Consider the following 26,039-nt stretch of genomic DNA (forward strand, 5'->3'; position numbering starts at 1 on the left):
TATTATGAAAGATATGTGAATTTTCTTTCATGCAATAAAATCTTTAAAGGGGAATGAAGCCCAGAGGAAATATCGGGGCTTTTTGTTAATAAAATCCACGGTACATTTATAAGGGTTCCTAAAATAAATCAGGCCCCGTCTTGCGACGGGGCCCATTCATGGGAGAGGAGAAACCGGACGAAGAGCTTATGGGGAACGTAAGCCTTCTCCGCGGTTGTCTACGACATTTTCGGATGTCGATGATATAAGGATAGACACATTTCGGGCGATCTATACATAGGCACTGATATTTTTTTGTGCAAAAGTTTACGTTTGTGGTACGATAGCATTACTATCCGGTAGAAGGTGGAAATCAATGAGAGTCATATCAGGGAGTGCCAAGGGAAGGCCATTGAAGGCTGTACCTGGCATGGGCACGCGGCCTACCACCGATAAGGTGAAGGAGGCTATTTTTAGCATGATCGGCCCTTATTTCGAAGGAGGTCATGTGCTGGATCTGTTCGCAGGCACCGGCGGATTAAGTATTGAAGCGCTGAGCCGCGGAATGGAGAGAGCGGTGTTGACAGACATCGACAAGAAGTCGATCGACACGATCCGGCAAAATTTGCAGGCGACCGGATTCACGGACCAGGCCGAGATATACCGAAACGACGCGCAGAGAGCCGTCAAGGCATTAACGAAGCGGGGAGTCAAATTTGATCTGGTGTTTTTGGACCCGCCATACCGGCTCAAACTGGTTCGGGAGCTGGTGGAGCAATTGGATGAGGCCGATATGCTGAATTCCTATGCGACCATCGTTATGGAACATGATGCCGAGGATGCTTACGAGGAGCCGATCGGCCGTTTGGAATGGGTTCGCAGAGCCGAATACGGAGACACGGCCATAACGATTTATAAAAACAAAGCGCAAGAGTAGCGGCATTTGTCGGAGGAGTTGACTGAATTTATGAGTATTGAACATTTCGGAATGAAGATCGCCGTATATCCGGGCAGCTTCGACCCTGTGACGAACGGCCATTTGGATATCATTCACCGGTCGGCTAAAGTATTTGACAAGCTGGTTGTGGCCGTTTTGAATAATACGAGCAAAAATCCGCTGTTTACGTTGGAGGAACGCACCGAGCTGCTTAGAAAAGTAACGAGCGATTTGCCGAATGTGGAAATTGACAGCTTTCGCGATCTTCTGATCAACTATATGAAACAAAAAAACGCGCACTTGATCGTGCGCGGTTTGAGAGCGGTATCCGATTTTGAATACGAATTGCAGATGGCTTCGATGAACCGGAAGCTGGATGAGCATTTTGAGACGTTTTTCATGACCTCGACACCGCAATATTCGTATTTGAGCTCAAGTATCGTCAAAGAGATCGCCCGCTTCCACGGGCCGGTTACGGGTCTCGTTCCCGAACAGGTCGAGAAGGCGCTTTTGCTGAAATACGCGCCTCGCTAAAGACTGGAGCCGCGCCGGTTATGGCGCAGAGCAAAGGCGGCGAAGACGGACAAGAGCAGCATCAGCAGCAGAATGCCGCTAAACCAGAAGAACGCAGGCGTCAGGAGAGGCCACAAGTTCCATTCTTGTACGCTCAGGGGCGCAGGGGCCGAGCCGGGCAGCCATACGGGAATGCCTGACGACAAGAGACCGTTCAGCGGCCTCCAAAAAGCGGCGGTCGCAATAAAAGAAAATGCCGCATGCAGAAGCCTCGACTTCAGGAAAGCGGTATATCGGATGTCTGTTCCCAACGTAAAGCTTTTCATCTGCGCGTGGGTGGATAACCCTCCCCAGGCGAGCAAGGCGCTGAGCAGCGCATAAGGCCATGAACCGGGAAACACTTCCGCCTGGCCTACTGCGTATGCGCCCAAATGGGGCTCGAACAATCCGGGAAGCAGCGCGGCGATGACCGAATTTACTTCCTGGGGGGTACCGAATCCTGCTGCAGAGAAGGCAAGTCCGATAAAAGATAACACTTCCGACATCGACAGCGCATGAACGAGGACGGAGAACATCATCATAAGCCCGCCCACAGCCATCAGCTGCTGTACCGAATGGGTGACGGAATCGCCCAGCAGCTTGCCGAACGTGCGCCCGTCCTTTGCTTTGGCGACGTGGAACGCGTAGGCGCTTCTGGAAAACAGATTGGTTGCGGTTGAAGCTCGCTGAAGCTCCGCCCGCTTCTCGGCGATATCCGCGGCAAGCGGATGACGGGAATGCGAAATGCGCTGCCATACGCCGACAAGCAGCGCCGAACCGTAATGGAGAAGAGCCAGCGCCAGTCCGCTTTGAGCATTGTGCAGAAAACCGACGCCGACGACGGTGATCAGGAAAACCGGGCTCATCACATGGCTCAAGGCGAGCAGACGCTCCGCCTCGTCCCGGCTTACAAGCCGATCCCGCCTTAACGTTCCTACGGCTACGGCACCGGAGGGCGTACCGGATGTGCAACCGACCGCGATGGCCCATCCGCCGATGCCGGGCAGACGGAACAGAAGGCGCAGCAACGGGTCGAACAGAGCTCCCAACGCATGGAGAATACCCATTCCCCGCACGATTTCCGTCACAATGAAGAAGGGCAGCAGAGCAGGGAAAACCAGCTTCCACCAGATGGTTAATCCTTGCAGGGACGATTGAAAAGCGCGATCGGGAAATAAAATAATACATACGACCAATAACAGAGCCAAGCAACCGAGCGTCAAGGTTGTCATGCGCTGGGAGGATAACATTTTTAAGCCGGCCATCAGCTATCAACTCCGATTCCAGGATGATGGTACATGTTTACGCTTTGTCCGTATCGTTTAGACCAAGCAGCGGCAACCATAATCGGGGCGGCTTGCGCAATAGGGATAAGCATACGGCTTTGAGGGGAGAAAAGGATGGAAGACAGAAGACATATCCAACGGGCGTCGCGCATCGTCGTTTCCGTTTTTATCGCTATCGCTTTGGTGTACGCGGTGTATTTTTTACCGCTGCCCTTGTTCATTTTCTCCGCCGGCACGGCTGAAATCCTTCAGCCGATGGTGCATGCCAAGCAGAACTATGAGGAGCGGGGTTCCTTTATGTTAACGACCGTCAGGGTAAGCGATGCGACGGTATTTAGCTATCTGCTGTCGTTCGTGAGGCCGTATGAGGAGCTGCACAGGAAAACGGAGCTGCTGCAAAAGGATGAAACCGAGCAGGAATATACGCAGCGGCAGGAAGTGAATATGCTCTCATCGCAATCCAGCGCGATCCAGGCCGCATATCACAAGCTGAACATTCCTTACAAGATCAGCAATGACGGCGTCGTCATTATGCAGGTATTCAAAGAATTTCCGGCGTTCAAAGTGCTGCAGCCGGGCGACTTTATCGTCAAGGTGGACGACACTCCGGTTGAAAAGACCGAGGATTTGCAAAAGCTGCTGAAAAGCAAACAAGCCGGAGATTCCGCAGCGATCACCTACAAGAGGAAAAAAGTAACGAAGACGGACTCGATCCAGCTGGCGGTGCTGCCGGCTGACGAAGGATCGTCTCAGGATAAGTCTGCCGAACGCCGCGTCGGCCTCGGCGTCGTCCCGGCCAATATGCAGAGCGTAAAAGCCGAAGACGAAACGAAGCAGGTGAAGATTAAAGCCGGGGATATCGGCGGGCCGTCGGCGGGGCTTATGTTCACGCTGGAAATTATCAATAAGCTGACGCCGGAGGATATTACGAAGGGCTATAAAATAGCCGGTACGGGAACGATCGACGAGAAGGGCGTCGTCGGGGTGATCGGAGGCATTCAGCATAAGGTTATCGCCGCCGACAAAGCGGGGGCGGACATCTTTTTCGCTCCGAAAGACTACGTTGCTTCAAGCGGGCAGAGGATAAATAATTATACCGACGCCGTCCAACGGGGAGAAGATATTCATACGAAGATGAAGATCGTCCCCGTCGGAACGCTCGACGACGCGCTGCAATATTTGAGCGGACTGCCGGACAAGGAGAACGCCGCTAAGGGCTGATCTGAACCGGCGGCTCGTAATAATCGCGGAACAGATCGCGTTCCGACGCGGCATGATAACCCAGCGCGTAAATGGACGTAGCCTGAATATCCATCTGCAGGAACGGCGAGGGTTCGGACACGGCGGCCACTTTGGTGACGACCGGAACCTTCGCCGTTCGTTTCATGATCCGAAGCAGCTGTTTGCCGCGGGCGCTGAAACCGAGCACTCGCAGATACGGCACGCCTTCCCGAAGCGCGGCGGGCGAGAGATCTTCTTTCGTATGGTTAAGCAGAATGCGCAGCAGCATCCGCTGAAGCTTGGTGCGCGTGTAGCGCTTTGTCTTCAGCAGGCCGAGGAGCTGCTCGACCAGCCGGCCGGAGTCCGGGGAGAGGGAGGGCAGCGCCTGTTTGATCCGGTGCTCCAGCCCTTCGCTGACCTCGTGAAGGGAGGCGAGCTGGGCAGCGCTGCGGTTCAGCAGCTGAAGCAGCAAGGGCCGATCATAGCGCTCCCAGCCGATCGGAGCCCTGCCGGCCGCCCATTCCCGGCGCAGCACCTCCATCGTGCCTTCCGGCACGTAAGGCACGATATCCTCCAGCGCTTGACGTTCAAACAGCATATGCCTAAGCGCGGTAGCGCTGGCAATGCGCCGGTCGGTGATGTCAAGCTGGTTGTAGCCGGCTTTCTGCCGGGTGATCGTCAGCGGCTCTATCCGGCTGCGCAGCCGCTTGAGGGCGATAAGATAATGAAGCCCTAAGGTGTTGTTGGGCCTGGCCAGCTCAGAAGCTTCCGTTCCGGGCATAAAGCGGGCTACGGCTTGCCCGTAGGCGGCCGGATAGGGAAGGCCCGCTTTGAGTTCCCGCTGCAGCAGCTCGCGGAACTCGGGCGTCTCCGAGTGCAGGGCTTCCGTGGCGGCATGCAGCCAGCCGATGTCGCCGCTCTCGCTGCCGAAGCACAGGCTGTCTACGGCGCCTGTCGCCTCCAGCGCGGACACGGCGCCGAAAGCGAACCATTCCGCCGGCTGCGCGGAAAAGGCGACAGGCAGCTCCAGCACGAGGTCTACGCCCATGCGCAGCGCCATTTCGGCGCGCGCCCATTTGCCGGTCATGGCCGGCTCGCCGCGCTGCAGGAAATGGCCGCTCATGACGGCTACGACGGCGTCCGCGCCCGATACCTTTTTGGATTGTTGGAAATGATAAAGGTGTCCGTTATGCAAAGGGTTGTATTCAACGATAAGCCCGACGGTTTTCATGGCAGCTCCTTTTGCGGTTTTGGCAATGTTTTCATTATGATTCACTATAGCATGAACTGAAAATGTTGACAAAATGGAAGGATTATCGCTATAATAATCTTTGTTTGTTTGGGGTGATATTCATGTTCATTCGTTTAAAAGAATTGGCGAAGACAACAAACTCGGTCGCTATCGATGAGACCATCGATTTGTCCGATGTTTTGAAGCATCGCACCGATTTGCTCGGTTTCGGCCAGGTCGAGGCGCATCTGTCAGCCCGCCATACAGGCGAGAACGCTGCCGAGGTGACCGGAAGCTTGGAGATTGACGTGGAGCAGCCTTGTTCCCGTTGTCTGGAGCCGGTGAAGCAAAGGCTGGACATTCCTTTTCATGAAACGTTTGCTCTTGCTGCAGATGAATCGGAACCGGAAGACGAAGATGAAGACATTCATTTCGTCACGGATGAGAAGATAGAGCTCATGCCCTACGTAATTGAAAATGTACTGGTAGCTTTACCGTACGCGCCGCTGTGCGAGGAAGAGTGCAAAGGGTTATGCCCTGTTTGCGGAAGCAATCGCAATATGCATGAGTGCGGCTGCAAGCAGGATACGACCGATCCGAGGCTTGCCGGACTGGCGGATTTTTTTAAGCAATAAGGTTGGCAGGTTGAATTCGTTGAAGGAGGTGGGAATATGGCAGTACCTCAAAGGAGAACATCCAAAACGCGCCGCGACAAGCGCCGGACTCACTTTAAATTAGTAGTACCAGGCATGGTAAAGTGCGACAGTTGTGGTGAATTGAAATTGGCTCACCGCGTTTGCAAAGTGTGTGGTTCTTACAAAAAAAGAGAGATCATCAAGCAATAGTTTATGCCACAAAACGATAGTACTTCATCAGACGGTGAAGTGCTATTTTTTTGCGGTATTAGCTCTTTACGGTCATCCCCCTGTCTTGGGCAGGGAGGCTGGCGGATGTTCGCAATGGATAAGGGAAGCGCTCTTAAAAGCGGAACCCGCGGCAAAATTGGGGGATTTTTTTACTTCCCTTTTCATGCTCAATCCATTATACTATCTCTTATTACTTGGTCATAAGATATAGTAACATCCACCTCGGAAGAGCGGCTTCGTCTTAACGCGAGTGACGGAATACTTGAGCCTCGGACGGGACGACAGCACAGCCGTATTGGTTTTCTGGCGAAAACTTTATATACAAGCCCCAAGGCCTTTAACGGCTGGGCGAACTGAGCGCGGAATGAAAAAAAGAGATGGCGGAGGAGCGTCCGTCCCTATTGACCACATTGGAATGTTAACCGTTCTTTGCAGCGATAAAGCGGCGTTAAACAGCATTCTGATCGGCGAGTAAATCACTCTCTAAACGCGGTCGCTCCTCTTCGGAAAACCTCGGTAGAGGGTTATCTCATAAATATATAAATGATCACAGGATACATACTAAGTAAAGGTGGTGCTCGATATCGAACGCCTTCCTAAACGTCAGCGTCAGCAGCAGTTGGCCAAAGCGATTGAAGACAACCCTTTTATAACCGACGACGAATTGATGCGCTTGTTTCAGGTCAGCATACAAACGATCAGGCTGGATCGGCTGGAGCTCGGCATACCCGAACTGCGGGAGAGAATCAAGCTGATGGCGGAGCAATCGTACGATCAGGTGCGCTCGCTGCCGCTGCATGAAGTCATCGGCGACGTGATCGACCTGCAGCTCGACAAGAGCGGTATCTCCATGTTTGAAATTCGCGAGGAGCATGTTTTCTCCAGAACGAAGATTGCTCGCGGACACCATATTTTCTCGCAAGCCAACTCTTTGGCCGTTGCTTTGATCAACGATCAAATCGCCTTAACCGCGGCGGCGGACATCCGATTCGTGCGTCCGGTCAAGCTTGGCGAGAAATGCGTAGCCAAGGCCTACGTCCGTTCCATATCTAAAGGCAAGGCCAAGGTAGAGGTTTTTACTTACATTGGAGAAGAAGTCGTTTTCCAAGGAAATTTCATCATATATCATTCAACTAGAGATCGTTCGGAGGGAGGAGAGCCTGATGCGGATAGCGATTGATGCAATGGGTGGAGACCATGCCCCCGATGTCGTGGTAACAGGAGCGGTCGAAGCGGCGCGCGAGTGGGAAGACACTACGATTGTGCTGGTAGGGGATTCCGCCAAAATCGATGCGCTGCTAGGGAAAGACAAGCCGGCCAACGTGATCGTTCGGCATGCGAGCGAAGTGATTGAGTCGGACGACGAGCCGGTGAAGGCGGTTAGAAGGAAAAAGGATGCCTCGATGGTGGTGGCGGGGCGCATGGTGAAAGACAGGGAAGCCGATGCCATGATAACGGCTGGCAACACCGGAGCGCTGATGACGATGGGCGTGCTGGTGATCGGGCGTATCAAAGGAATTACCCGGCCTGCGTTGGCGCCGATGATTCCTACATTGAACGGCACCGGAATGCTGGCTCTCGATCTGGGGGCGAACATGGATTCCAGTCCCGAAGAGCTGGTTCAATACGCGATTATGGGCAGCATTTACCGCAATAAAGTGCATGGGGTTCATCAGCCGAAAGTCGGGCTGCTCAATGTAGGAACCGAAACGATGAAGGGAAACGAGCTGACCAAAGCGGCCTATCCAATGCTAGAGCAGGCGCCGGTTCATTTTATCGGAAACGTGGAATCCAGGGACGTGCTTAACGGGCCGTGCGACGTGATGGTTTGCGACGGCTTCGCCGGCAATATTATGCTCAAAGCGTTGGAAGGGGCGGCTTCCACCATTTTCTCCGCGTTGAAGACGGAGCTGACGAGAAGCTTCATGACCAAGCTGGCCGCCGTGATTCTGAAGCCGGGATTAATGAAATTCCGCCGTTCCTTCGATTACAGCGAGCACGGGGCGGCTCCGCTTCTGGGCGTGGACGGGCTTATCCTTAAAAGCCACGGATCATCCAACGCCGTCGCCATCAAAAATGCCGTTCGTCAAGCCCGTATCGCAGTGAAAAATGAACTGGTGCGCAGTATATCTACGGAATTTAGTAACGGGAGCGAGATGTGACTATGAGTTTACTACCGGTAGGCATTATCGGAACTGGAAAATACGTACCCGACCGGGTATTGACCAATCGCGATTTGGAAAAAATGGTCGAGACCAACGACGAATGGATCGTCACCCGAACCGGCATTCGTGAACGCCGTCTGGTCAGCGCGGAGCAGGCGTCCTCCGATCTTGCCTATGAAGCGTCGCTCAAGGCGCTTGATGCGGCGGGAATCAGCCCCGAGCAGCTCGATTTGATCATTGTAGCGACGATTACGCCCGATATGGCGTTTCCATCTACCGCCTGCATTTTGCAGGAAAAGCTGGGAGCGAAGAAAGCGGCCGCTTTCGACTTGTCCGCCGCTTGCTCAGGTTTTATCTACGGTTTAGCCAATGCTTCCAATTTCATTGCAGTCGGTACTTATAAACATGCGCTTGTCGTAGGCGCGGAATGCTTATCGAAAATTACGGATTATACGGACCGCAATACTTGCATTTTGTTCGGCGACGGGGCCGGTGCGGTCGTGCTTGGCCAAGTGCCGGAAGGCCGCGGCTTCCGGTCGTTCGAGTTAGGGGCCGACGGGGGCGGCGGCGAGCTGCTGCGCATCCGCGGCGGCGGATCGCGGTGTCCTGTTTCTCCGGAGAGCATCGAAGGCAAGCAGCATTTCATCTATATGGCGGGCAGCGAGGTGTTCAAATTCGCCGTGCGCATTATGGGCAGCGCGGCGGAGGAAGCTCTGCGCAAAGCCGGCATCGAGAAGAAGGATATCGATCTGCTGGTGCCGCACCAGGCTAACATACGCATCATCCAATCGGCGTTGAATCGTTTGGAGCTAAGCGAAGACAAATGTATGATCAATCTGGATAAATACGGCAATGTCTCCGCAGCCTCGATTCCGATCGCGCTGGCGGAAGCGGTAGAACAGGGCAGAGTGAACGAGGGCGATCACATCGTGCTGGTCGGTTTCGGCGGCGGCCTGACTTGGGGCGCATCTGTCATCGTCTGGTAAGCATCGACGTTTTATAAATGCAAGCTTACGTCTGGCATAAAAGATACGGCGCAAGTTCTCCCGGATATTCCGCTTCGGCATGACGGGAGAGCTTCGCGGGAGGAGTTGTCGAATATGGGAAAAGTGGCATTCGTATTTCCCGGCCAAGGCGCGCAAGCCGTTGGCATGGGAAAGGACATCTATGAATCCGATCCCGCGGCGAAAAGCATTTTTGACCGCGCGGACGCAGCTTTGGGCTATGCGTTGTCATCCATCATCTTCGAGGGACCGGATACGGAGCTAAAGATTACATATCATACGCAGCCGGCGTTGTTAACCGCCAGCGTAGCGTTCCTTGAATTGTTCAAGAACAAAGGAATCCGGCCCGATTATGTAGCGGGACATAGCCTTGGAGAATACAGCGCGCTGGTCGCGGCGGGCGTGCTGAGCTTTGAAGACGCGGTGCGCACGGTTCGCGCTCGCGGAGAATTTATGGAGCAGGCGGTGCCGAGCGGGCAAGGTGCGATGGCTGCGGTGCTCGGCGGAGAGCGCGAAGCGCTTCGGCAATTGTGCGAGGACGTATCCCGGGAAGTCGGCGTAGTGGAGCTGGCCAATATGAACTGTCCGGGACAAATCGTTATCTCGGGCAGCAAAGAAGGCGTGCAAGCGATCGTGGAACGAGGCAAAGAAATCGGAGCCAAGCGGGTCATCCCGCTCGAGGTGAGCGGTCCTTTCCATTCTTCCTTGATGAAATCGGCTTCAGAGCGTCTCGCAGACGTTCTGGCGGGCATTCCGATGGAAAATGCGGCTGTTCCTGTCGTCGCTAACGTTACCGCGCGTCCCGTACAGCAGCCGGACGAAATACGTCAGCTGCTCGTCGACCAGGTTCATTCTTCCGTCCTTTGGGAGGACAGCGTGGCTTGGCTGATCGCGCAAGGCGTCGATGTTTTCGTTGAAATCGGCTCCGGTACGGTGCTGGCGGGTCTTATTAAAAAAATCGACCGCTCGGTAAAAGTATACTCCATCAACAGCAAAGAAGCTCTTGAGCAGTTCGCGCTGTAAACCGCTTCAAACGAATCATATATGCTAGGGAGGGAATTCGATGTTGACAGGAAGAACAGCCCTTGTGACGGGAGCATCCCGGGGCATCGGGCGCGCTATTGCGCTTGTTTTGGCCGAGGCGGGAGCCGACGTGGCGGTCAACTATGCCGGCAGCGAAGCTGCGGCGGCCGACGTGGTGAGCCGGATCGAAGCTATGGGACGCAAGGCGTTCAAAATAAAAGCCGACGTGAGTTCCTCTCAGGAAGTCGACGATATGTTTAAGCAGGTGCTGGAGCATTTCGGCAAGCTGGACATTTTGGTGAATAATGCGGGCATCACGAGAGATAATTTGATTATGCGAATGAAGGAAGAGGAATTCGATCAGGTTATCGCCACGAACTTGAAGGGCGTGTTCAACTGCGTGAAAGCTGCGACGCGTCCGATGATGAAGCAGCGCTATGGCCGGATCATTAATATCTCCTCCGTCGTAGGCGCGCTGGGCAATCCGGGACAAGCCAACTATGTCGCGGCCAAAGCCGGAGTGATCGGCATGACCAAAGCGACGGCCAAGGAGCTCGCTTCCCGCGGCATTACCGTGAACGCGGTGGCACCGGGCTTTATCGAGACGGATATGACCGACAAGCTGTCGGAAGACATGCGGTCGTCTCTGCTGCAGCAAATTCCTTTGGCTCGCCTCGGGCAGCCGGACGATATCGCCAAAGCGGTGCGGTTTCTCGCCTCGGATGACGCGTCCTACATGACCGGTCAAACGATTCATGTGGACGGCGGCATGTACATGTAAGGGTAACATTGTTTCCGGGCAAGACGCGCAAAAATTCGCAAAATTGTTTTTTTTCGCGAAGGATGCGCTTGCTCTGGCAATTTGTCCATAAGTTAAGTATAATACCAAGGAGGAGGTGAACCGGATGTCCGATGTTTTAGATCGCGTGAAACGTATCGTCATCGATCGTCTTGGTGTAGAAGAGGCAGAAGTTACCCTCGAAGCATCTTTTAAAGATGATTTAGGCGCTGATTCTCTAGATGTAGTAGAATTGGTCATGGAATTGGAAGATGAGTTTGATATGGAAATCTCTGATGAAGATGCAGAGAAAATAACTACGGTAGGTCAAGTAGTTGAGTACATAAAATCTCATACTTAGTTGGTATAAGTCCCGTTTTGTTCTTCTAGACGGGACTTATCTCCATTCAGCCTAAACGATATGCGGTCACTAAAAGAAGCTTGACTACGAATAAATACTATTGTGAGCATATACATAACTTTGTTATTTGAGATAGAGGTGGATTAGCGTGAAGCAACGAGTAGTCATAACAGGCATGGGCGTCATGACCTCCTTGGGGCATGATCTCGAAACATTCTGGGGCAACCTGATGGCGGGCAAATCCGGAGTAGGTAATATAGAACTGTTCGATGTAAGCGAATATCCGACGCGCATTGCCGCAGAAATTAAAGATTTCAATCCCGAGCAATATTTTGATAAGAAAGAAGCACGGCGGATGGACCGCTTCGTGCAGTTTGCCGTCGCCGCGAGCTTGTCCGCTCTGCAGGATGCGGGATTAAACGTTAAGGAAGATACGGACCCTGAGCGCGTAGGCGTGTATGTCGGCTCCGGCATCGGCGGCTTGTCCACTTGGGAAGAGCAGCATAAGATTTTGCTGGAAAAAGGTCCGAAGCGGGTCAGTCCGTTCTTTATTCCGATGATGATCGCCAATATGGCTTCCGGCCAAATTTCGATGCTTACCGGAGCCAAAGGGCCGAACAGCACCGCGGTAACCGCTTGTGCGACAGGTACCCACTCCATCGGCGATTCGTTTAAAATGATCCAGCGCGGCGACGCGGACGTCATGATCTGCGGCGGAGCGGAAGCGACGATCAGCCCGACGGGCGTAGCCGGCTTCTGTGCGCTTCGCGCCATGTCCACGCGCAACGAGGAGCCTGAAAAAGCGAGCCGTCCGTTCGATGTGGACCGCGACGGATTCGTTATGGGCGAAGGCTCTGGCATTCTCATTCTCGAATCGCTCGAGCATGCGCAAAAACGCGGAGCCCGCATTTACGGCGAAGTGATCGGCTACGGCATGAGCGGAGACGCTTACCATATGACCGATCCCGATCCGGACGGCGCGGCGCGCTGTATGGCCAAGGCGATCAAAGACGCCGGCATTGCGCCGGAGGAAGTCGATTACATCAATGCCCACGGAACGTCGACGCCGGTCGGAGACCGTTCCGAAACGACGGCGATCAAGAAAGCGCTGGGCGATCATGCTTATAAAGTGGCGGTCAGCTCGACCAAGTCGATGACAGGCCATCTGCTCGGAGCCGCCGGCGGCGTCGAAGCGCTGATCTGCGGATTGACGCTGAAGCACGGTTACATTCCGCCGACGATTAATCTGGACAACCAGGACCCGGAATGCGATCTGGATTATGTGCCTAACACCGCCCGTCAGTCGGACGTAACCGTGGCGATGTCCAACTCTTTCGGTTTCGGCGGTCATAACGCAACGATTATTATGAGGAAATTCGAGCAATAACGATTTCCGGCAAGCGATGCGTGACAGCAATTGCCGCGCCGCGCTTGGCGATAATTTATGATACGGATGTCCGAGTAGGTGGTGAAAGCATGCATCGAAACCTAAAGCAGCTGCAAGCGGCGCTCAATATTACGTTCCGCAAACCCGAGCTTCTACGGCAGGCGTTTACGCATTCCTCCTATGTGAATGAACATCGCGTCGGCAATTATAAGGATAACGAACGGTTGGAGTTTTTGGGCGATGCGGTGCTTGAACTGACCGTATCCGAATATTTGTTCGATACGTATCCCGAACGTTCTGAAGGGGAATTGACGAAGCTGAGGGCATCGATCGTATGCGAGCCTTCGCTCGTCGGCTTTGCCGAGGAGCTGGAATTTGGCTCTTACGTGCTCCTGGGCAAGGGCGAGGAGCTGACTGGCGGCCGTACCCGGCCTGCCTTGCTGGCTGATGTGTTCGAATCGTTTATCGGAGCTTTGTACTTGGATCAAGGCTTGGAGGTAGTTAAAGCGTTTTTGCGCAAACACGTATTTCCGAATTTGCCTCATCAGGGAAAGCTGCTGACGGTCGATTTCAAGACGCATCTGCAGGAATATACGCAGCAGCATAATATGGGCGTATTGGAGTACAAGATCGTTGACGAACGCGGGCCTGCTCATGAACGCGAGTTTGTGGCTCAGGTTCATGTGAACGACACGCTGCTGGGGCAAGGCTCCGGCCGCTCCAAAAAGGAAGCGGAGCAGCATGCGGCGGCTCAGGCGTTGGAAGCGTTGAAGGTTCATATTCAATAACGCGTTACAAGCAAGAGGGATGCAGCGGGGCAGCTTACGGGTTGCCGCCGGTGCTTTTTTCTTTGATTGGGGCATCGCCCGAGTTGTTTTTAAGCGAAGTCGAATGATGGACTTTATTCTATGAAAAGGGAATGTGTGGTACAATAGCGTTGAGGTGAGACGATGTTTTTAAAGCGTATTGAGCTGTCAGGTTTCAAATCGTTCGCCGATCGAACGGAGCTGGAATTCGTACAAGGAATTACAGCAGTAGTGGGTCCGAATGGCAGCGGCAAAAGCAATATTTCCGACGGCATCCGGTGGGTGCTGGGGGAACAAAGCGCAAGAAGTCTGCGCGGCGGTAAAATGGAAGACATTATTTTCGCCGGCAGCGATGCGCGCAAAGCGGTCAATTATGGCGAAGTGTCGCTCACCCTTGATAATACGGATCAATCGTTGGCGCTTGAGTTCAACGAAGTGACGGTTACGCGCCGCGTTCATCGCAGCGGGGACAGCGAATATTATATTAACAAGCAAGCATGCCGGTTAAAGGACATCACGGAGCTGTTTATGGACACCGGTATCGGTAAGGAAGCCTATTCGATTATCGGACAAGGCCGGATCGAAGAAATTTTAAGCACCAAATCGGAGGATCGCCGGGGAATCTTCGAAGAGGCCTCGGGGATTGTTAAATATAAATCCCGCAAGCGCGAGACGGAGAAGAAGCTGCAGGAAACCGAGCAAAACCTGCTGCGCATTCACGATTTGGTCGTCGAGCTGGAGGATCAGATCGAGCCGCTTCGAATTCAATCGGAGAAGGCGATCCGCTACAAAGAGCTGAAGGAACAGCTGAAGAGCAGCGAGATCGCGATGTACGTGTACCAAATCGAGCAAATCTACAGCTCTTGGACCGAGACGAACGCCAAAGTGGAGCAGTTGAAAAAAGAGCAGGTCGAGCTGTCGGCCGTAGTCGGACAACACGATGCTCACCTGGAAAAGCACCGCTGGGAAACGCGGCGTCTGGAGCAGGAGATCGAGGGGCTTCAGCAGCAGCTGCTGCAGATTAGCGAGGATTTCGAGAAATGCGAAGGACAAGGTGAAGTGCTCAAGGAACGCAAGAAAAACTATGCTTCCAATCAAGCCCAACTGCAGCAAGCGGTGTCTTCGCAAGAGCAGCGCATCGTTGAGAAGGACGCGGAGCTGACGCAGTACCGTGAAAAGATCAAGGCGCTTTCGGTGGAGCTGATCCAATTCCAGGCTAAATTAAAAGCCGAGGAGGACCGTCTACTGGGCGTCGCCGGAGGAATCAGCAGCGGAGAGGAAGATCGTCTGAAGGGCGAGCTGCTCGAAACGCTGAATCAGATGGCGAATGCGCGCAATGAAGTTCGTTATACGGAACAACAGCTGGAAGCTCTCTCCAAGCGGCTGGACAGGATCGGCGACGAGCATCGCAGGTGGAAAGATCAGCAGGAGGACATCGCCAAGAGGAAGCGGGAGCTGGAGAAGCGGTTGACGGATGTCATCGCCGAAATAACGGAGGCGCGCAACCAATATATCGAGCTTACGCAAGGGCTGAAGTCAAAGCAGCTGATGTCCGAGGAGTCGCAGTCTACCGTTCGCAAATGGGAACAGAAGCTGGATGCGCTGACTTCGCGCCGCGATACGATGCGCGAGATGGCAAACGACTACGACGGCTTTATGCATGGCGTCAAAGAGGTGCTGAAGGCGAAGGACCGCCGCGATCTGCGCGGCATTCACGGCGCCGTGGCCGAGTTGGTCAAGGTGCCGGCCGATGTGGAGGTCGCGATGGAAACCGCTTTGGGCGGAGCGCTTCAGCACGTTGTCGTTGACAGCGAGGCAAACGGGCGCGAGGCGATCGCTTTTCTGAAGCGGCGTCAGCTCGGACGGGCGACGTTTCTGCCGCTCGACGTCATTCGCGGCCGCTCGATTCCGGAAGCGGAGAAACGCGCTATCGAAGGAATGGAAGGATTCGTCGGCATCGGCGCCGATTTGGTGAGGTATGACGAAACGTACCGCCAAATCGTCGGCAGCTTGCTCGGCAATGTCATTATTGCCAGCCAGTTGGAGGTAGCGAACCGTATCGCCGCAAGGGTGCAGTATCGCTACCGCGTCGTGACGCTGGAAGGCGATGTGGTCAACCCCGGCGGTTCGATGACCGGGGGCAGCCAGCAGAAGAAAACGACGAGCCTGCTCAGCCGCCAGCGGCAAATCGAGGAGATGGACAAGGAAATCGCCTTGTCCGAAACCCAGCTGAAGCAGCTGCGCACGAAAGCGGAGCAGGTGCGCAAGGAAATAGCGACGGAAACGCAGACGCTTGAGGAACTGCGTCAAGCGGGCGAGACGCTGCGGATCGAAGAGCAGCAAATTCGCGCCCGACTGCAGCCGCTTGAAAATGAAGCGAAGCAGGTCGCAGACCAGCTCGCGCTGTACAACGAGGACGGCGACGCCCTCGACGCAGAGCGGCGCGATCTGACGGCTCGCCGTGAAGCCGCCCTTGAGTCGTTGGAGCGGCTGAAACAGGAGGAAGCGATCGTCCAGCAGGCGATCCGCGAGGCGGAGCTGGCCCGCAAGGCAGGGGAGCAGGCGAAGGAGGAGCTGCAGACGCAGCTGACCGACCTGAAGATCAAGGTCGCTTCGCAGTCGCAGGAGAAACAGTCGATGCAGGATCAGGAACGCAGGTTGTCCTCGGAGCTGAACGCTTTGAAGAACGAGCTTGATCTGAATCGCAGCTTGCTCCAGCAGCTTGAGCTGGATATGTCCAATCATCAGCAGGAATCCGTTCTGCAGATCGAGCTGCTGAACACGCTCAAGCTGAAGAAGCAGCACTGCACCGAGCAGCTGGACCTGAAGCGGGCGGAGCGGGCCGGCTGGCTGTCCAAGCTGGAGCATGAGGAGAACAAAACGAGAGAAGAGCGCAATCAGCTGCGTCAGGTTGAGGAGCATCTGCATCAAACCGAGGTCCGGGTCAACCGGCTGGACGTAGAGCTGGAAAATCTGCTGAAGAAGCTGGCCGACGACTACGAGCTGAGCTTCGAGCTGGCCAAGGAGCGTTATCCGGTTCCGGAGGATGTGCTGGGCGCGCAAAATCTCGTTCGCGATTTGAAACGGGAAATTTCGTGGCTCGGAGAAGTCAACTTGGGCGCGATCGACGAGTTTGCCCGGGTCAATGAACGATTCCAGTTTTTGAGCGAGCAGAAAAACGATCTCGTCGAGGCAAAAACGACGCTGTACCAAGTAATCCGCGAAATGGACGAGGAGATGTCCAAACGATTCCGGACGACCTTCGATGCGATACGTTCGCATTTTGTCGTCGTATTCTCCAAGCTGTTCGGCGGCGGACGAGCCGACCTGATTTTGTCCGAGCCGGACAGTCTGCTCGATACGGGCATCGAGATCGTTGCTCAGCCCCCGGGCAAAAAGCTGCAAAATTTGCAGCTGCTCTCCGGCGGAGAGCGCGCGCTGACCGCGATTGCGCTGCTATTTTCGATCATCCGGGTGAAGCCGGTGCCGTTCTGCGTACTGGACGAAGTCGAAGCGGCCTTGGATGAAGCGAACGTCACCCGTTTCGCCGAATATTTGCGCGAATTTTCGCAGCAGACGCAGTTCATCGTCGTTACCCACCGTAAAGGGACGATGGAGGAAGCCGACGTGCTGTACGGCGTTACGATGGAAGAGGGCGGCGTGTCCAAGCTCGTCTCGGTCCGCCTGGAAGAGGACGAGGCGATTATCGCCAGCTGATGAAGGACAGGGGAACTTGCGCGGGAAGCGGCTTCGAGCAGAAGCTTATATATAAGTCGAAGAAGAGAGGGCTATAGCGGATGAGTTTTTTTAAACGGTTGAAAGAAAGCATCTCCACCAAAGCGGAGGCGGTAACGAATAAATTTAAAGAAGGCTTGGCGAAAACCCGGGACGTGTTCGTCGATCGGGTGGAGGATTTGTTCAGCCGCCGCAAAAAAATTGACGAGGATTTTTATGAAGAGCTGGAGGAAATTTTGATCGGCGCGGACGTAGGCGTCAACACCGTGATGAAGCTGATCGAGGATTTGCGCTCCGAGGTGCGCAAGCGCAAGATCGAACAACCGAGCGAGCTGCAGCCGATTTTGTCCGAAATGATTATCAAGCTGCTGAAGGGTGAGGAGAACGCTTCGCTGAATATGGCAAGCTCCGGACCTACCGTCATCCTGTTTGTCGGCGTAAACGGCGTCGGCAAGACGACGACGATCGGCAAGCTGGCCCATCATTTGAAATCGCAAGGCAAAAAGGTGCTGCTCGCCGCAGGGGATACGTTCCGCGCCGGAGCTATCGAGCAGTTGGAAGTATGGGGGCAGCGGGTCGGCGTCGACGTCATCAAGCAGCAGGCGGGCTCCGATCCCGCGGCCGTTATGTTCGATGCGCTGCATGCGGCCAAAAACCGCGGCGTCGACGTGCTGCTCTGCGATACGGCCGGACGTCTGCAAAATAAAGTGAATTTGATGGAAGAGCTGAACAAAATTTATCGCGTCATCCGCCGCGAGGTGCCCGATGCGCCTCATGAGGTGCTGCTGGTGCTGGATGCGACGACTGGGCAAAACGCATTGAGTCAAGCCAGACTGTTCGACGAGAAATCGGGCCTCACCGGACTCGTGCTGACCAAGCTGGACGGGACGGCCAAAGGCGGTATCGTCGTGGCGATTCGCCAGGAGCTGCAGCTGCCGGTGAAATTCGTCGGACTGGGCGAGAAAATGGACGATCTGCAGCCGTTCGATTCCGATCAGTTCGTACATGCGCTCTTCAGTAAATGGATTCCCGAAGGGGAGCAGGAGCAGGGGGAGGAATCGCTGAATTCCTAGCGCGGGCAAACGATTTTTGGGTGACAAGGAAAATAGCTTGACATCGATTCGCGTTTTGGGTATTATAGGTTCTGTTGCTCCTGTAAAGTGTTTTACCTTAACGGAGGCGAGGCACTATGGCGGAAGAAAATGTACTGACCAAGACGAACCGCATTAACTTGCTGTTTGACTTTTACGAGAAGCTGCTGACAGAGAAGCAGCAAATGTTTTGCAAGCATTACTTTCACGACGATTACTCGCTTGGCGAAATCGCTGCGGAGTTTCAAATCAGCCGCCAGGCCGTCTATGAACATATAAAGAGAGCGGAAGCGGTGCTCGAGGAATACGAGACCAAGCTGCAGCTTCTGTCCAAGCATGAACAAAGGCAGCACAAAGTACAGCAGCTTGACGCTCTGCTCGGCGGATTGCCGGAAGAAGAGCGGCAGCAGGCGAAACGCCTCGCGAGCGGCTTGCTGGATCTCGACTAAAGCTCAAGAGGTGAAATGGCCATGGCATTCGAAGGATTAGCGACCCGGTTGCAGAATGTGTTCAGCAAGCTGAGAGGCAAAGGAAAGCTAACGGAAGACGATGTTAACGAGGCGCTGCGCGAAGTTCGCCTCGCGCTTCTTGAGGCCGACGTCAATTTTAAAGTCGTCAAGGAATTTATCGCCAAGGTAAAGGAACGCGCGATCGGACAAGAAGTTTTGCAGAGCTTTACCCCTGCGATGGTCGTGGTCGATATCGTAAACAAAGAGCTGACGGAGCTTATGGGCGGAACGCAAAGCAAGCTGGCCCGTTCCAACCGGCCGCCTACCGTCGTGCTCATGGTCGGCTTGCAGGGTGCCGGTAAAACGACGGCGACCGGGAAGCTCGCCAAAATGCTTTTGCAGCAAAACCATCGTCCGCTCCTGGCGGCCGGCGACATCTACCGCCCCGCTGCGATCAAGCAGCTCCAGGTGCTCGGCGAGCAGTTGAAGGTGCCCGTGTTTACGATGGGCGATCAGGTAAGTCCGGTCGAAATCGCCAAACAAGCGCTGCAGCATGCCAAGGATAACGGTAACGACTACCTGATCGTCGATACCGCAGGCCGATTGCATATTGACGAAGGCCTGATGGACGAGCTGAAGCAAATCGTCGAAGCGATCAAGCCGGACGAGACGCTGCTCGTCGTCGATGCGATGACAGGGCAGGATGCGGTCAATGTGGCCGAAAGCTTCCATAAGCAGCTTGCGCTGACCGGCGTCGTGCTGACCAAGCTGGACGGAGATACGCGTGGCGGCGCCGCCATCTCGGTTAAGGCGGTTACGGGCTGCCCGATCAAATTCGCCGGGATCGGCGAAAAGCTGGATGCGCTGGAACCGTTCCATCCGGACCGGATGGCGTCGCGTATTCTCGGCATGGGGGATATGCTGACCTTGATCGAGAAAGCGCAGGCGGGCATCGACGCGGAGAAAGCGAAGGAAATGGAGCGCAAGATGCGCACCGCAGAGTTCACCTTCGACGATTTCCTCGATCAGATGGAGCAGGTCAAGAAGCTGGGGCCGCTCGATCAAATCTTGGATATGCTCCCCGGAGCGAACAAGATGAAGGGGATGAAAGACCTCAAGGTGGATGACAAGCAGATGGCGCGCATCGCGGCTATCGTCAAATCCATGACCAAGGAAGAGCGCGCGAATCCGGATATGCTGAGCCCTAGCAGACGCAAGCGGCTTGCGGCCGGCAGCGGGAATTCGGTGCAGGATGTAAACCGATTCATCAAGCAGTTCGACGATATGCGCAAGATGATGAAGCAGTTTTCCAGCATGATGGGCCCGAAGGGGCCGAAGGCGCTCAAAGGATTAAAAGGCAAGCTGGGTAAAGGAATGAAGTTCCCGTTCGGTTAATCGGCGGGAGCGTGATCATAAGCAGTTTATTCTATGTGGGAGGTGATTTTAAAGTGGCAACACGTATTCGTCTTAAACGTATGGGCGCTCATAAAGCTCCATTTTATCGTGTGGTAGTTTCGGATTCCCGTTCTCCGCGTGACGGTCGCTTCATCGAAGAGATCGGAACTTACAACCCGGTTGCAAAACCAGCTGTTGTAAACATCGACGAGGAAAAAGCGCTGAAATGGCTTCAAACTGGCGCTCAAGCTTCCGATACCGTTCGCAGTCTGTTCAGCCAAGCGGGTATCATGACAAAGTTTCATGAATCCAAACTGCAGAAGTAATATTCTGCCGATTCGGAGGGTTGTATGAAAGATCTTATCACCGTTATCGCTAAGGCGTTGGTTGATCATCCCGATGAAGTAAAAGTGAACGCGGTGGAGGACGACCGCAATATTACATTCGAGCTGTCCGTTCATCCCGACGATGTCGGAAAAGTGATCGGCAAGCAAGGACGTATTGCCAAAGCCCTTCGTACCGTAGTCACTTCGGCTGCAGTAAAAGAAAGCAAGCGTGTCTCGGTTGAAATTGTGTCTTAAGGGACATTATGAGAGTTAGGAGCGATCCTAACTCTTTCTTGCCATATAGGAATGCTTCTGTTTAAACCTGCCTCTACGCGCGGTCATTCAGTCCGAAGATCCCGATAGAGGTTTTCTCTATATATTTATTTGTTTGCCGGAGGGGCAGAATGAGCGAAAAATTGTATACAGTTGGAAAAATCGTAAATACTCATGGTATCCGGGGGGATTTGAAAATCGTTCCGCAGACGGATTTTCCCGATGAGCGTTTCGCTAAAGGCAGCGCTTTAGTCTTTTTCGATCCGCAAAAACAAACGCGTATGCCGGTAATCGTGGAATCGGCGCGCGAGCAAAAAAAAATGTTTGTCGTCAAATTTAAAGGCTTCGACAACATCAACGACGTGGAGAAGTACAAAGGGTGGCTGCTCAAGGTGGAAGAGCAGTATTTGAGCGAGCTGCCGGACGATGAGTTTTATTATCACGAAATCATCGGCTGTACGGTCGTTACGGACGAGGGCGAGGAGCTCGGCAAGATCAGCGAAATTTTATCGCCGGGAGCCAACGACGTCTGGGTCGTCGAGTGCGAGAAAGGAAAGCCTGTGCTGCTCCCGTATATCGACGAGGTCATACTTGAAGTGGATGTGGAGAACAAACGGGTGAAGGTTCACCTGATGGAAGGCTTGCTGGATTGATGAGAATCGATGTTTTAACATTATTTCCGGCGATGTTCGACGGCGTGTTTTCTTCGAGCATTTTGGGCAAGGCGAGGGAAAAAGGCATCGTCGAGCTGAATACGGTCAACTTTCGCGATTTTTCGAACAATAAGCATAGCACGGTCGACGATTATCCTTATGGCGGAGGCGGAGGCATGGTATTGAAGCCTGAGCCGATCTTTGCCGCCGTAGAGTCGCTGACGGACCCGCTTGCAAGCAAGCCGCGGATCATTCTGATGTGTCCCCAGGGAGAACCGTTTACGCAGCGCAAAGCAGAGGAGCTGTCCGGAGAAGAGCATCTGATTTTCATCTGCGGACATTACGAAGGCTATGACGAGCGAATACGGGAGCATCTCGTCACGGACGAGCTATCGATCGGCGATTATGTGCTCACGGGCGGGGAACTGCCGGCTATGGTCGTCATTGACAGCGTAGCCCGGCTTCTGCCCGGCGTGCTCGGAAACGAAACCTCGGCCGTAACGGATTCCTTCAGCACCGGCTTGCTTGAATACCCGCACTATACCAGACCGGTGCAATTCCGGGAATGGGCGGTGCCGGATATTTTATTGTCCGGGCATCATGCCAATATCGAAAAATGGCGCAAGAAGCAGGCGATTGAGCGCACATGGCGCAAACGCCCCGACCTGCTCGCTAAGTATCCGCTAGGCAAGGAAGAGCGGCAATGGCTGCAGGAATTGCAGGACGGCAAGGATACGAGTTCGTAAATCCGATGCAACTTTTGCAAATACAAGTTGTAATTGGCCCGGAGATATGCTAATATATACAACGTTGTGGCATTTTTGCCCGATTACGGTGGTCCTCTACGCATAACAACACGAATGGCAACTGCAGAGGCGGAATGAACACCTGTGTGGAAGGAGGGAGTCATACATGAGTTTGATCCAGGAGATTACAAAGGAACAACTTCGCCAAGATCTGCCTAGCTTTCGTCCAGGCGATACAGTGAAAGTCTACGTAAAAGTTATCGAGGGTTCCCGCGAACGTATTCAGCTGTTCGAAGGTGTTGTTATTAAACGCCGCGGCGGCGGAATCAGCGAAACCTTTACCGTTAGAAAAATTTCTTACGGTGTTGGCGTAGAAAGAACGTTCCCAGTACATTCCCCGAAGATTGACAAGCTTGAGGTGGCTCGCCGTGGTAAAGTTCGTCGCGCGAAGCTGTACTACTTGCGTGGTCTTCGCGGTAAAGCGGCAAGAATTCAAGAAATTCGTTAAGACGAAACCAATGGGGGGCTTGTTTACCAAGCCCCTTTTCGTTTTTCGCAGATTATTGGAGAGAAGGGCAGGTCTGTATGGAGCAGGAACAAACTGTGGACAAATCGAATCCGCTCAAGAGCGAAGCTTGGGAATGGATCAAGGCGCTGCTGATTGCCGCGGCTCTCGTGTTTTTTATACGATGGTTGATTTTTGCTCCGTTCATTGTGGAAGGGCCGTCCATGGAGCCGAATTTTTATACCGGTGAACGACTTATCGTCAACAAAATGATTTACTCCTTGCACAAGCCGGAACGAGGCGAAGTCGTAGTGTTCCATGCTACGAAGGAGAAAGATTACATAAAACGCGTCATCGCCCTCCCGGGAGAAACGGTGAAGGTAGAAGGCGACAAAGTGTATGTGAACAACAAGGTGCTGGACGAACCGTATTTGCAGAAGGCATTGGATGACGCCGCTAAAAAAGGGGTGCCGTACAACACGAGAAACTTCCCGGAGAAAACGGTGCCGGAGGGCATGGTGTTCGTGATGGGGGACAATCGTTCCAATAGCCAAGACAGCCGGGACATCGGACCTGTCGAGTACGATAAAATTGTCGGTCGCGCCGATTTGATCTTCTGGCCGTTCGATAAAATCAGCCTGGTGCATTTCTAGAAAATAGCAGTAAAAAAAGTTGAGGTGACCGTATGACGATTCAGTGGTTTCCAGGTCACATGACAAGAGCCCGCCGGCAAATTCAAGATAAATTGAAGCTGATCGATGTGGTGATTGAACTGTTGGACGCACGGATTCCGTTATCCAGCAGAAATCCGATGATTGACGAAATATTGCAAAATAAGCCACGGCTTGTTTTGCTCAACAAGAGCGATCTGGCAGACCCGGATGTGACCGCAAAATGGGTTGCCTATTTCGCCGGAGAAGGGCTGCAGGCGCTTCCCGTCGACGCGGCGACCGGCAATCAGATGAAAGAAATTATGGCTCGCTGCAGGCAGCTGATGGCCGCCAAAATTGAAACTCAGCTGCGCAAAGGGATCAACCCGCGCGCCATTCGCGCCTTAATCGTAGGCATTCCCAACGTCGGCAAATCGACGCTGATCAATCGGCTCGCGGGACGAAAAATTGCCGCTACCGGAGATAAGCCCGGCGTTACGAAAGGGCAGCAATGGATCAAAGTGGGGACCGAGATGGAGTTGCTCGATACGCCGGGCATTTTGTGGCCAAAGTTCGAGGATCAGCAGGTAGGCATGAGACTTGCCGCCACCGGCGCGATCAAGGAAGAGATATTGCATCCCGAGGATATCGCCTTTTATACGCTGCGCTATTTGACCGTGCACTACGGAGGGGCGCTCAAAGAGCGCTTCGGTATCGACAAGATGCCGGACGATCCGGAAGACAACGATGCGGTGATCGAAGTGATGGAAGCGATCGGACGCAAACGGGGCGCTCTGGTCAGCGGGGGCAGGGTCGATCTGGAGAAAGCGTCCTTGACGATTTTGCGGGAGCTGCGAGCCGGAAAAATGGGCCGGATCAGCCTGGAATCACCCGACGATGTAAATGAAGAAAAGCCACTCTAACGTTAGATGTCAGAGTGGCTTTTTTCTATGTATATTTTGCTGGAACGACGGGTATCCGGTACGGCGGCTTTCTAGTATAATGGGCATACGGGCAAGGCTCGGAAAGTACGCCGGGATACTGGTGAAAGAAAGGGAAGGCTTAGTTATGTTATTGGAACATGAACAGATGCTCTGGGAGCAGGGCGTCGAGCATATAGCGGGGGTCGATGAAGTCGGGCGGGGGTGTTTGTTCGGCGACGTCGTGGCCGCAGCGGTTATTTTGCCCAAAGGTCTCGTGCTGGAGGAAATCGACGATTCCAAGAAGCTGAGCCCGAAAAAGCGGGAGCAGCTGTACGAACTGATCGAACGGGAGGCTGTCGCAATCGGAGTCGGCGTCGTGGACGTAGCGACGATCGAAGCGATCAACATTAAACAGGCGGCGCGTCTTGCGATGAAGCAGGCCGTCGAGAAGCTAAAGCCGGCGGCGCAATATTTGCTGGTCGATGCGGAGAAGGTGGACGTTCCGCTGCCGCAGATGGCCATCATTCACGGAGATGCGATGAGCCAGTCGATTGCCGCCGCTTCGATCATCGCCAAAGTGACGCGGGACCGGATGTGTCTCCACTGGGACCTAGAGTACCCCGAATACGGACTGGCCCTGCACAAAGGCTATGCGACCAAGCTGCACCGGGAAAAAATTCTCGAATACGGGGCGACGCCGCTTCATCGGCAGACGTTTTTAAAAAATCTGCTTGCGCAGCAGGAGCAGTTGGAATTATTTTAACTCATAGAATACATAAGTTGCCGTTTTTTCGTTCCATCGGGTGTAAAAAAAAGCGCCGGATGCCGATATAGAGTCATACGCTGCAATGCTGAAATTAAGTTTCGGGAGGGAGAGCCCGTGAATATAAGCGGAATGATCAAAAGCTTTCTCGGCGACGCCCAGCCTTCAGAGCCGAAGACGCTGGAGCTGAAGACGGGAGAAGTGGTAAAAGGGATGGTCGTCCAGCTTATAAGCGAGCGGGATGCGATCATCAATATTGGCGGCGTGCAGGTAAGAGCGCAGCTGGAGACGCCTTTGAAGCAGGGCGAGGTAACGATGCTGCAGGTACAGCCGGAAGCGGCCGCCGGTAAAATCATATTGAAGCCGCTTCAAGCATCGGCCGTGCAAATCGCCGACGGTTCTTTGGCCGACGTGCTGAAAAATTTGGGCTTGCCCGACAATACGGCAAACCGCCAGCTCGTGCAGGCGCTTCATCAGGCGGGAGTTCCGCTGTCGAAGGAGAACGTGCAGCTGTTCGCGCAGCTTCAGGCGCAGCTGCCCGCAGGTATGGCTCAAGAGGAGTGGCTTCCAACGGCGGCGCTTGCTTTCCAAAAAGGGATTCCGTTAACTGCGGACAGCGTGGGCGCTTTGAAGCAGGCGATGGCGGGCCCAGCGTTTCACGAAACGCTGCGGCAGCTGGAAGCCCAGGTAAGCGGCCTGCTTGACGGCCGCAGCGAGCTGTCCGCCGGAACGCGAGCGGCGCTGGACGCGTTCCGGCAGGTCGTGGCCGGGATGAAGGAAGCGTCGGGACAGCTGCTTCCTTCATCCGGGGGCGCCAATGGCGCCATGGCGGCGACCGGCCCGCAGGGCGGCACCGCCGCTATGCCGGGCAGCGCGGCGGATCGCGCCGCCGCAGCAGCGCCGCAGCCGCCTTCGGCCGGCGGCGGGCTTGTCC

28 protein-coding genes are annotated in these 26,039 nt (G+C 54.2%); 26 read left to right on the top strand and 2 right to left on the bottom strand.

Annotated features, from left to right (window positions below; all coding sequences use genetic code 11):
• Positions 1–355 precede the first annotated feature (355 nt).
• Positions 356–916, top strand: a complete 561-nt coding sequence (gene rsmD / locus N0M98_RS04970) for a 16S rRNA (guanine(966)-N(2))-methyltransferase RsmD (RefSeq protein ID WP_249862756.1) — start codon at positions 356–358, stop codon at positions 914–916.
• Positions 917–946: 30 nt separating this feature from the next.
• The gene (gene coaD / locus N0M98_RS04975; protein ID WP_249862757.1) at positions 947–1,450 is read left to right on the top strand and encodes a pantetheine-phosphate adenylyltransferase; all 504 of its coding nucleotides are present in this window, start codon (positions 947–949) and stop codon (positions 1,448–1,450) included.
• Here coaD and N0M98_RS04980 read toward each other — a convergent pair.
• Entirely contained in the window at positions 1,447–2,733 is a 1,287-nt protein-coding gene (locus tag N0M98_RS04980) for a nucleoside recognition domain-containing protein (protein WP_259617104.1), read from the bottom strand. The genes coaD and N0M98_RS04980 overlap by 4 nt on opposite strands.
• Positions 2,734–2,868: 135 nt before the next feature.
• On the opposite strand from N0M98_RS04980, the gene N0M98_RS04985 reads away from it, so the two are divergent.
• Complete coding sequence (locus N0M98_RS04985) at positions 2,869–3,975, top strand: YlbL family protein (protein WP_249862759.1); 1,107 nt, start codon at positions 2,869–2,871, stop codon at positions 3,973–3,975.
• Here the strand turns inward: N0M98_RS04985 and N0M98_RS04990 are convergent.
• On the bottom strand, positions 3,965–5,206 hold the full coding sequence (locus tag N0M98_RS04990) for a nucleotidyltransferase (protein WP_259617105.1): 1,242 nt from the start codon (positions 5,204–5,206) through the stop codon (positions 3,965–3,967). The genes N0M98_RS04985 and N0M98_RS04990 overlap by 11 nt on opposite strands.
• Positions 5,207–5,328: 122 nt before the next feature.
• Here N0M98_RS04990 and N0M98_RS04995 point away from each other — a divergent pair, with 122 nt between their 5' ends.
• The 23 genes from N0M98_RS04995 to N0M98_RS05105 all read left to right on the top strand — a co-directional run.
• Positions 5,329–5,841, top strand: coding sequence for a YceD family protein (locus tag N0M98_RS04995; RefSeq protein ID WP_249862761.1), 513 nt, complete (start codon positions 5,329–5,331; stop codon positions 5,839–5,841).
• A gap of 36 nt (positions 5,842–5,877) precedes the next feature.
• On the top strand, positions 5,878–6,051 hold the full coding sequence (gene rpmF, locus N0M98_RS05000; protein WP_171651660.1) for a 50S ribosomal protein L32: 174 nt from the start codon (positions 5,878–5,880) through the stop codon (positions 6,049–6,051).
• A gap of 592 nt (positions 6,052–6,643) precedes the next feature.
• On the top strand, positions 6,644–7,252 hold the full coding sequence (fapR, locus tag N0M98_RS05005; protein WP_249862762.1) for a transcription factor FapR: 609 nt from the start codon (positions 6,644–6,646) through the stop codon (positions 7,250–7,252).
• On the top strand, positions 7,236–8,234 hold the full coding sequence (gene plsX / locus N0M98_RS05010) for a phosphate acyltransferase PlsX (RefSeq protein ID WP_249862763.1): 999 nt from the start codon (positions 7,236–7,238) through the stop codon (positions 8,232–8,234). The genes fapR and plsX overlap by 17 nt, the downstream gene beginning before the upstream one ends.
• Positions 8,235–8,236: 2 nt before the next feature.
• A complete protein-coding gene (locus tag N0M98_RS05015; RefSeq protein ID WP_249862764.1) occupies positions 8,237–9,223 on the top strand; it encodes a beta-ketoacyl-ACP synthase III in 987 nt (328 codons plus the stop codon).
• 114 nt (positions 9,224–9,337) lie between these two features.
• Positions 9,338–10,264 carry an ACP S-malonyltransferase gene (fabD, locus tag N0M98_RS05020; protein ID WP_249862765.1) on the top strand — a complete coding sequence of 309 codons (927 nt, stop codon included), beginning with the start codon at positions 9,338–9,340 and terminating at the stop codon, positions 10,262–10,264.
• Positions 10,265–10,304: 40 nt separating this feature from the next.
• Positions 10,305–11,045 (top strand): 3-oxoacyl-[acyl-carrier-protein] reductase, encoded by a 741-nt coding sequence (gene fabG / locus N0M98_RS05025; protein ID WP_249862766.1) that lies wholly within the window; start codon positions 10,305–10,307, stop codon positions 11,043–11,045.
• A 124-nt stretch (positions 11,046–11,169) separates the two neighbouring features.
• Complete coding sequence (acpP, locus tag N0M98_RS05030) at positions 11,170–11,403, top strand: acyl carrier protein (protein ID WP_249862767.1); 234 nt, start codon at positions 11,170–11,172, stop codon at positions 11,401–11,403.
• 148 nt (positions 11,404–11,551) lie between these two features.
• Positions 11,552–12,790: a beta-ketoacyl-ACP synthase II gene (fabF, locus tag N0M98_RS05035; RefSeq protein WP_249862768.1), complete on the top strand. Its 1,239-nt coding sequence runs from the start codon at positions 11,552–11,554 to the stop codon at positions 12,788–12,790.
• Between the two features lie 89 nt (positions 12,791–12,879).
• On the top strand, positions 12,880–13,578 hold the full coding sequence (gene rnc, locus N0M98_RS05040; RefSeq protein ID WP_249862769.1) for a ribonuclease III: 699 nt from the start codon (positions 12,880–12,882) through the stop codon (positions 13,576–13,578).
• A 162-nt stretch (positions 13,579–13,740) separates the two neighbouring features.
• On the top strand, positions 13,741–17,313 hold the full coding sequence (smc, locus tag N0M98_RS05045) for a chromosome segregation protein SMC (RefSeq protein ID WP_259617106.1): 3,573 nt from the start codon (positions 13,741–13,743) through the stop codon (positions 17,311–17,313).
• Between the two features lie 80 nt (positions 17,314–17,393).
• Entirely contained in the window at positions 17,394–18,404 is a 1,011-nt protein-coding gene (gene ftsY / locus N0M98_RS05050) for a signal recognition particle-docking protein FtsY (RefSeq protein ID WP_249862771.1), read from the top strand.
• 116 nt (positions 18,405–18,520) lie between these two features.
• A complete protein-coding gene (locus tag N0M98_RS05055; protein WP_249862772.1) occupies positions 18,521–18,871 on the top strand; it encodes a putative DNA-binding protein in 351 nt (116 codons plus the stop codon).
• Positions 18,872–18,892: 21 nt separating this feature from the next.
• Positions 18,893–20,266: a signal recognition particle protein gene (gene ffh, locus N0M98_RS05060; protein ID WP_249866518.1), complete on the top strand. Its 1,374-nt coding sequence runs from the start codon at positions 18,893–18,895 to the stop codon at positions 20,264–20,266.
• 53 nt (positions 20,267–20,319) lie between these two features.
• On the top strand, positions 20,320–20,592 hold the full coding sequence (gene rpsP / locus N0M98_RS05065; RefSeq protein WP_249862773.1) for a 30S ribosomal protein S16: 273 nt from the start codon (positions 20,320–20,322) through the stop codon (positions 20,590–20,592).
• A 24-nt stretch (positions 20,593–20,616) separates the two neighbouring features.
• On the top strand, positions 20,617–20,847 hold the full coding sequence (locus N0M98_RS05070; protein WP_249862774.1) for a KH domain-containing protein: 231 nt from the start codon (positions 20,617–20,619) through the stop codon (positions 20,845–20,847).
• A 149-nt stretch (positions 20,848–20,996) separates the two neighbouring features.
• Positions 20,997–21,518 (top strand): ribosome maturation factor RimM, encoded by a 522-nt coding sequence (gene rimM / locus N0M98_RS05075; protein ID WP_259617107.1) that lies wholly within the window; start codon positions 20,997–20,999, stop codon positions 21,516–21,518.
• Positions 21,518–22,264 (top strand): tRNA (guanosine(37)-N1)-methyltransferase TrmD, encoded by a 747-nt coding sequence (trmD, locus tag N0M98_RS05080; RefSeq protein ID WP_249862776.1) that lies wholly within the window; start codon positions 21,518–21,520, stop codon positions 22,262–22,264. The genes rimM and trmD overlap by 1 nt, the downstream gene beginning before the upstream one ends.
• 166 nt (positions 22,265–22,430) lie before the next feature.
• Entirely contained in the window at positions 22,431–22,772 is a 342-nt protein-coding gene (gene rplS, locus N0M98_RS05085) for a 50S ribosomal protein L19 (RefSeq protein ID WP_249862777.1), read from the top strand.
• A gap of 77 nt (positions 22,773–22,849) precedes the next feature.
• The gene (gene lepB, locus N0M98_RS05090) at positions 22,850–23,422 is read left to right on the top strand and encodes a signal peptidase I (RefSeq protein WP_249862778.1); all 573 of its coding nucleotides are present in this window, start codon (positions 22,850–22,852) and stop codon (positions 23,420–23,422) included.
• Between the two features lie 32 nt (positions 23,423–23,454).
• Complete coding sequence (gene ylqF, locus N0M98_RS05095) at positions 23,455–24,342, top strand: ribosome biogenesis GTPase YlqF (RefSeq protein ID WP_259617108.1); 888 nt, start codon at positions 23,455–23,457, stop codon at positions 24,340–24,342.
• Between the two features lie 79 nt (positions 24,343–24,421).
• Complete coding sequence (gene rnhB, locus N0M98_RS05100) at positions 24,422–25,105, top strand: ribonuclease HII (protein WP_259617109.1); 684 nt, start codon at positions 24,422–24,424, stop codon at positions 25,103–25,105.
• Positions 25,106–25,222: 117 nt separating this feature from the next.
• Positions 25,223–26,039: TP0910 N-terminal domain-containing protein (locus N0M98_RS05105; RefSeq protein WP_510823059.1), on the top strand; the 817-nt coding region annotated here is incomplete at its 3' end.

Source organism: Paenibacillus doosanensis (genome assembly GCF_025060755.1).
GTDB classification, from domain to species: domain Bacteria; phylum Bacillota; class Bacilli; order Paenibacillales; family NBRC-103111; genus Paenibacillus_S; species Paenibacillus_S doosanensis.

Coding starts and splice junctions, on each gene's coding strand:
- N0M98_RS04995 (WP_249862761.1), top strand. CDS start 5,329: ATGTTCATTCGTTTAAAAGAATTGGCGAAGACAACAAACTCGGTCGCT.
- rpmF (WP_171651660.1), top strand. CDS start 5,878: ATGGCAGTACCTCAAAGGAGAACATCCAAAACGCGCCGCGACAAGCGC.
- plsX (WP_249862763.1), top strand. CDS start 7,236: ATGCGGATAGCGATTGATGCAATGGGTGGAGACCATGCCCCCGATGTC.
- ylqF (WP_259617108.1), top strand. CDS start 23,455: ATGACGATTCAGTGGTTTCCAGGTCACATGACAAGAGCCCGCCGGCAA.
- rsmD (WP_249862756.1), top strand. CDS start 356: ATGAGAGTCATATCAGGGAGTGCCAAGGGAAGGCCATTGAAGGCTGTA.
- fabG (WP_249862766.1), top strand. CDS start 10,305: ATGTTGACAGGAAGAACAGCCCTTGTGACGGGAGCATCCCGGGGCATC.
- N0M98_RS04980 (WP_259617104.1), bottom strand. CDS start 2,733: ATGGCCGGCTTAAAAATGTTATCCTCCCAGCGCATGACAACCTTGACG.
- fabD (WP_249862765.1), top strand. CDS start 9,338: ATGGGAAAAGTGGCATTCGTATTTCCCGGCCAAGGCGCGCAAGCCGTT.
- rnc (WP_249862769.1), top strand. CDS start 12,880: ATGCATCGAAACCTAAAGCAGCTGCAAGCGGCGCTCAATATTACGTTC.
- ffh (WP_249866518.1), top strand. CDS start 18,893: ATGGCATTCGAAGGATTAGCGACCCGGTTGCAGAATGTGTTCAGCAAG.
- rnhB (WP_259617109.1), top strand. CDS start 24,422: ATGGGCATACGGGCAAGGCTCGGAAAGTACGCCGGGATACTGGTGAAA.
- N0M98_RS04990 (WP_259617105.1), bottom strand. CDS start 5,206: ATGAAAACCGTCGGGCTTATCGTTGAATACAACCCTTTGCATAACGGA.
- rimM (WP_259617107.1), top strand. CDS start 20,997: ATGAGCGAAAAATTGTATACAGTTGGAAAAATCGTAAATACTCATGGT.
- rplS (WP_249862777.1), top strand. CDS start 22,431: ATGAGTTTGATCCAGGAGATTACAAAGGAACAACTTCGCCAAGATCTG.
- N0M98_RS05070 (WP_249862774.1), top strand. CDS start 20,617: ATGAAAGATCTTATCACCGTTATCGCTAAGGCGTTGGTTGATCATCCC.
- N0M98_RS05055 (WP_249862772.1), top strand. CDS start 18,521: ATGGCGGAAGAAAATGTACTGACCAAGACGAACCGCATTAACTTGCTG.
- N0M98_RS05015 (WP_249862764.1), top strand. CDS start 8,237: ATGAGTTTACTACCGGTAGGCATTATCGGAACTGGAAAATACGTACCC.
- lepB (WP_249862778.1), top strand. CDS start 22,850: ATGGAGCAGGAACAAACTGTGGACAAATCGAATCCGCTCAAGAGCGAA.
- acpP (WP_249862767.1), top strand. CDS start 11,170: ATGTCCGATGTTTTAGATCGCGTGAAACGTATCGTCATCGATCGTCTT.
- coaD (WP_249862757.1), top strand. CDS start 947: ATGAGTATTGAACATTTCGGAATGAAGATCGCCGTATATCCGGGCAGC.
- N0M98_RS04985 (WP_249862759.1), top strand. CDS start 2,869: ATGGAAGACAGAAGACATATCCAACGGGCGTCGCGCATCGTCGTTTCC.
- smc (WP_259617106.1), top strand. CDS start 13,741: ATGTTTTTAAAGCGTATTGAGCTGTCAGGTTTCAAATCGTTCGCCGAT.
- trmD (WP_249862776.1), top strand. CDS start 21,518: ATGAGAATCGATGTTTTAACATTATTTCCGGCGATGTTCGACGGCGTG.
- ftsY (WP_249862771.1), top strand. CDS start 17,394: ATGAGTTTTTTTAAACGGTTGAAAGAAAGCATCTCCACCAAAGCGGAG.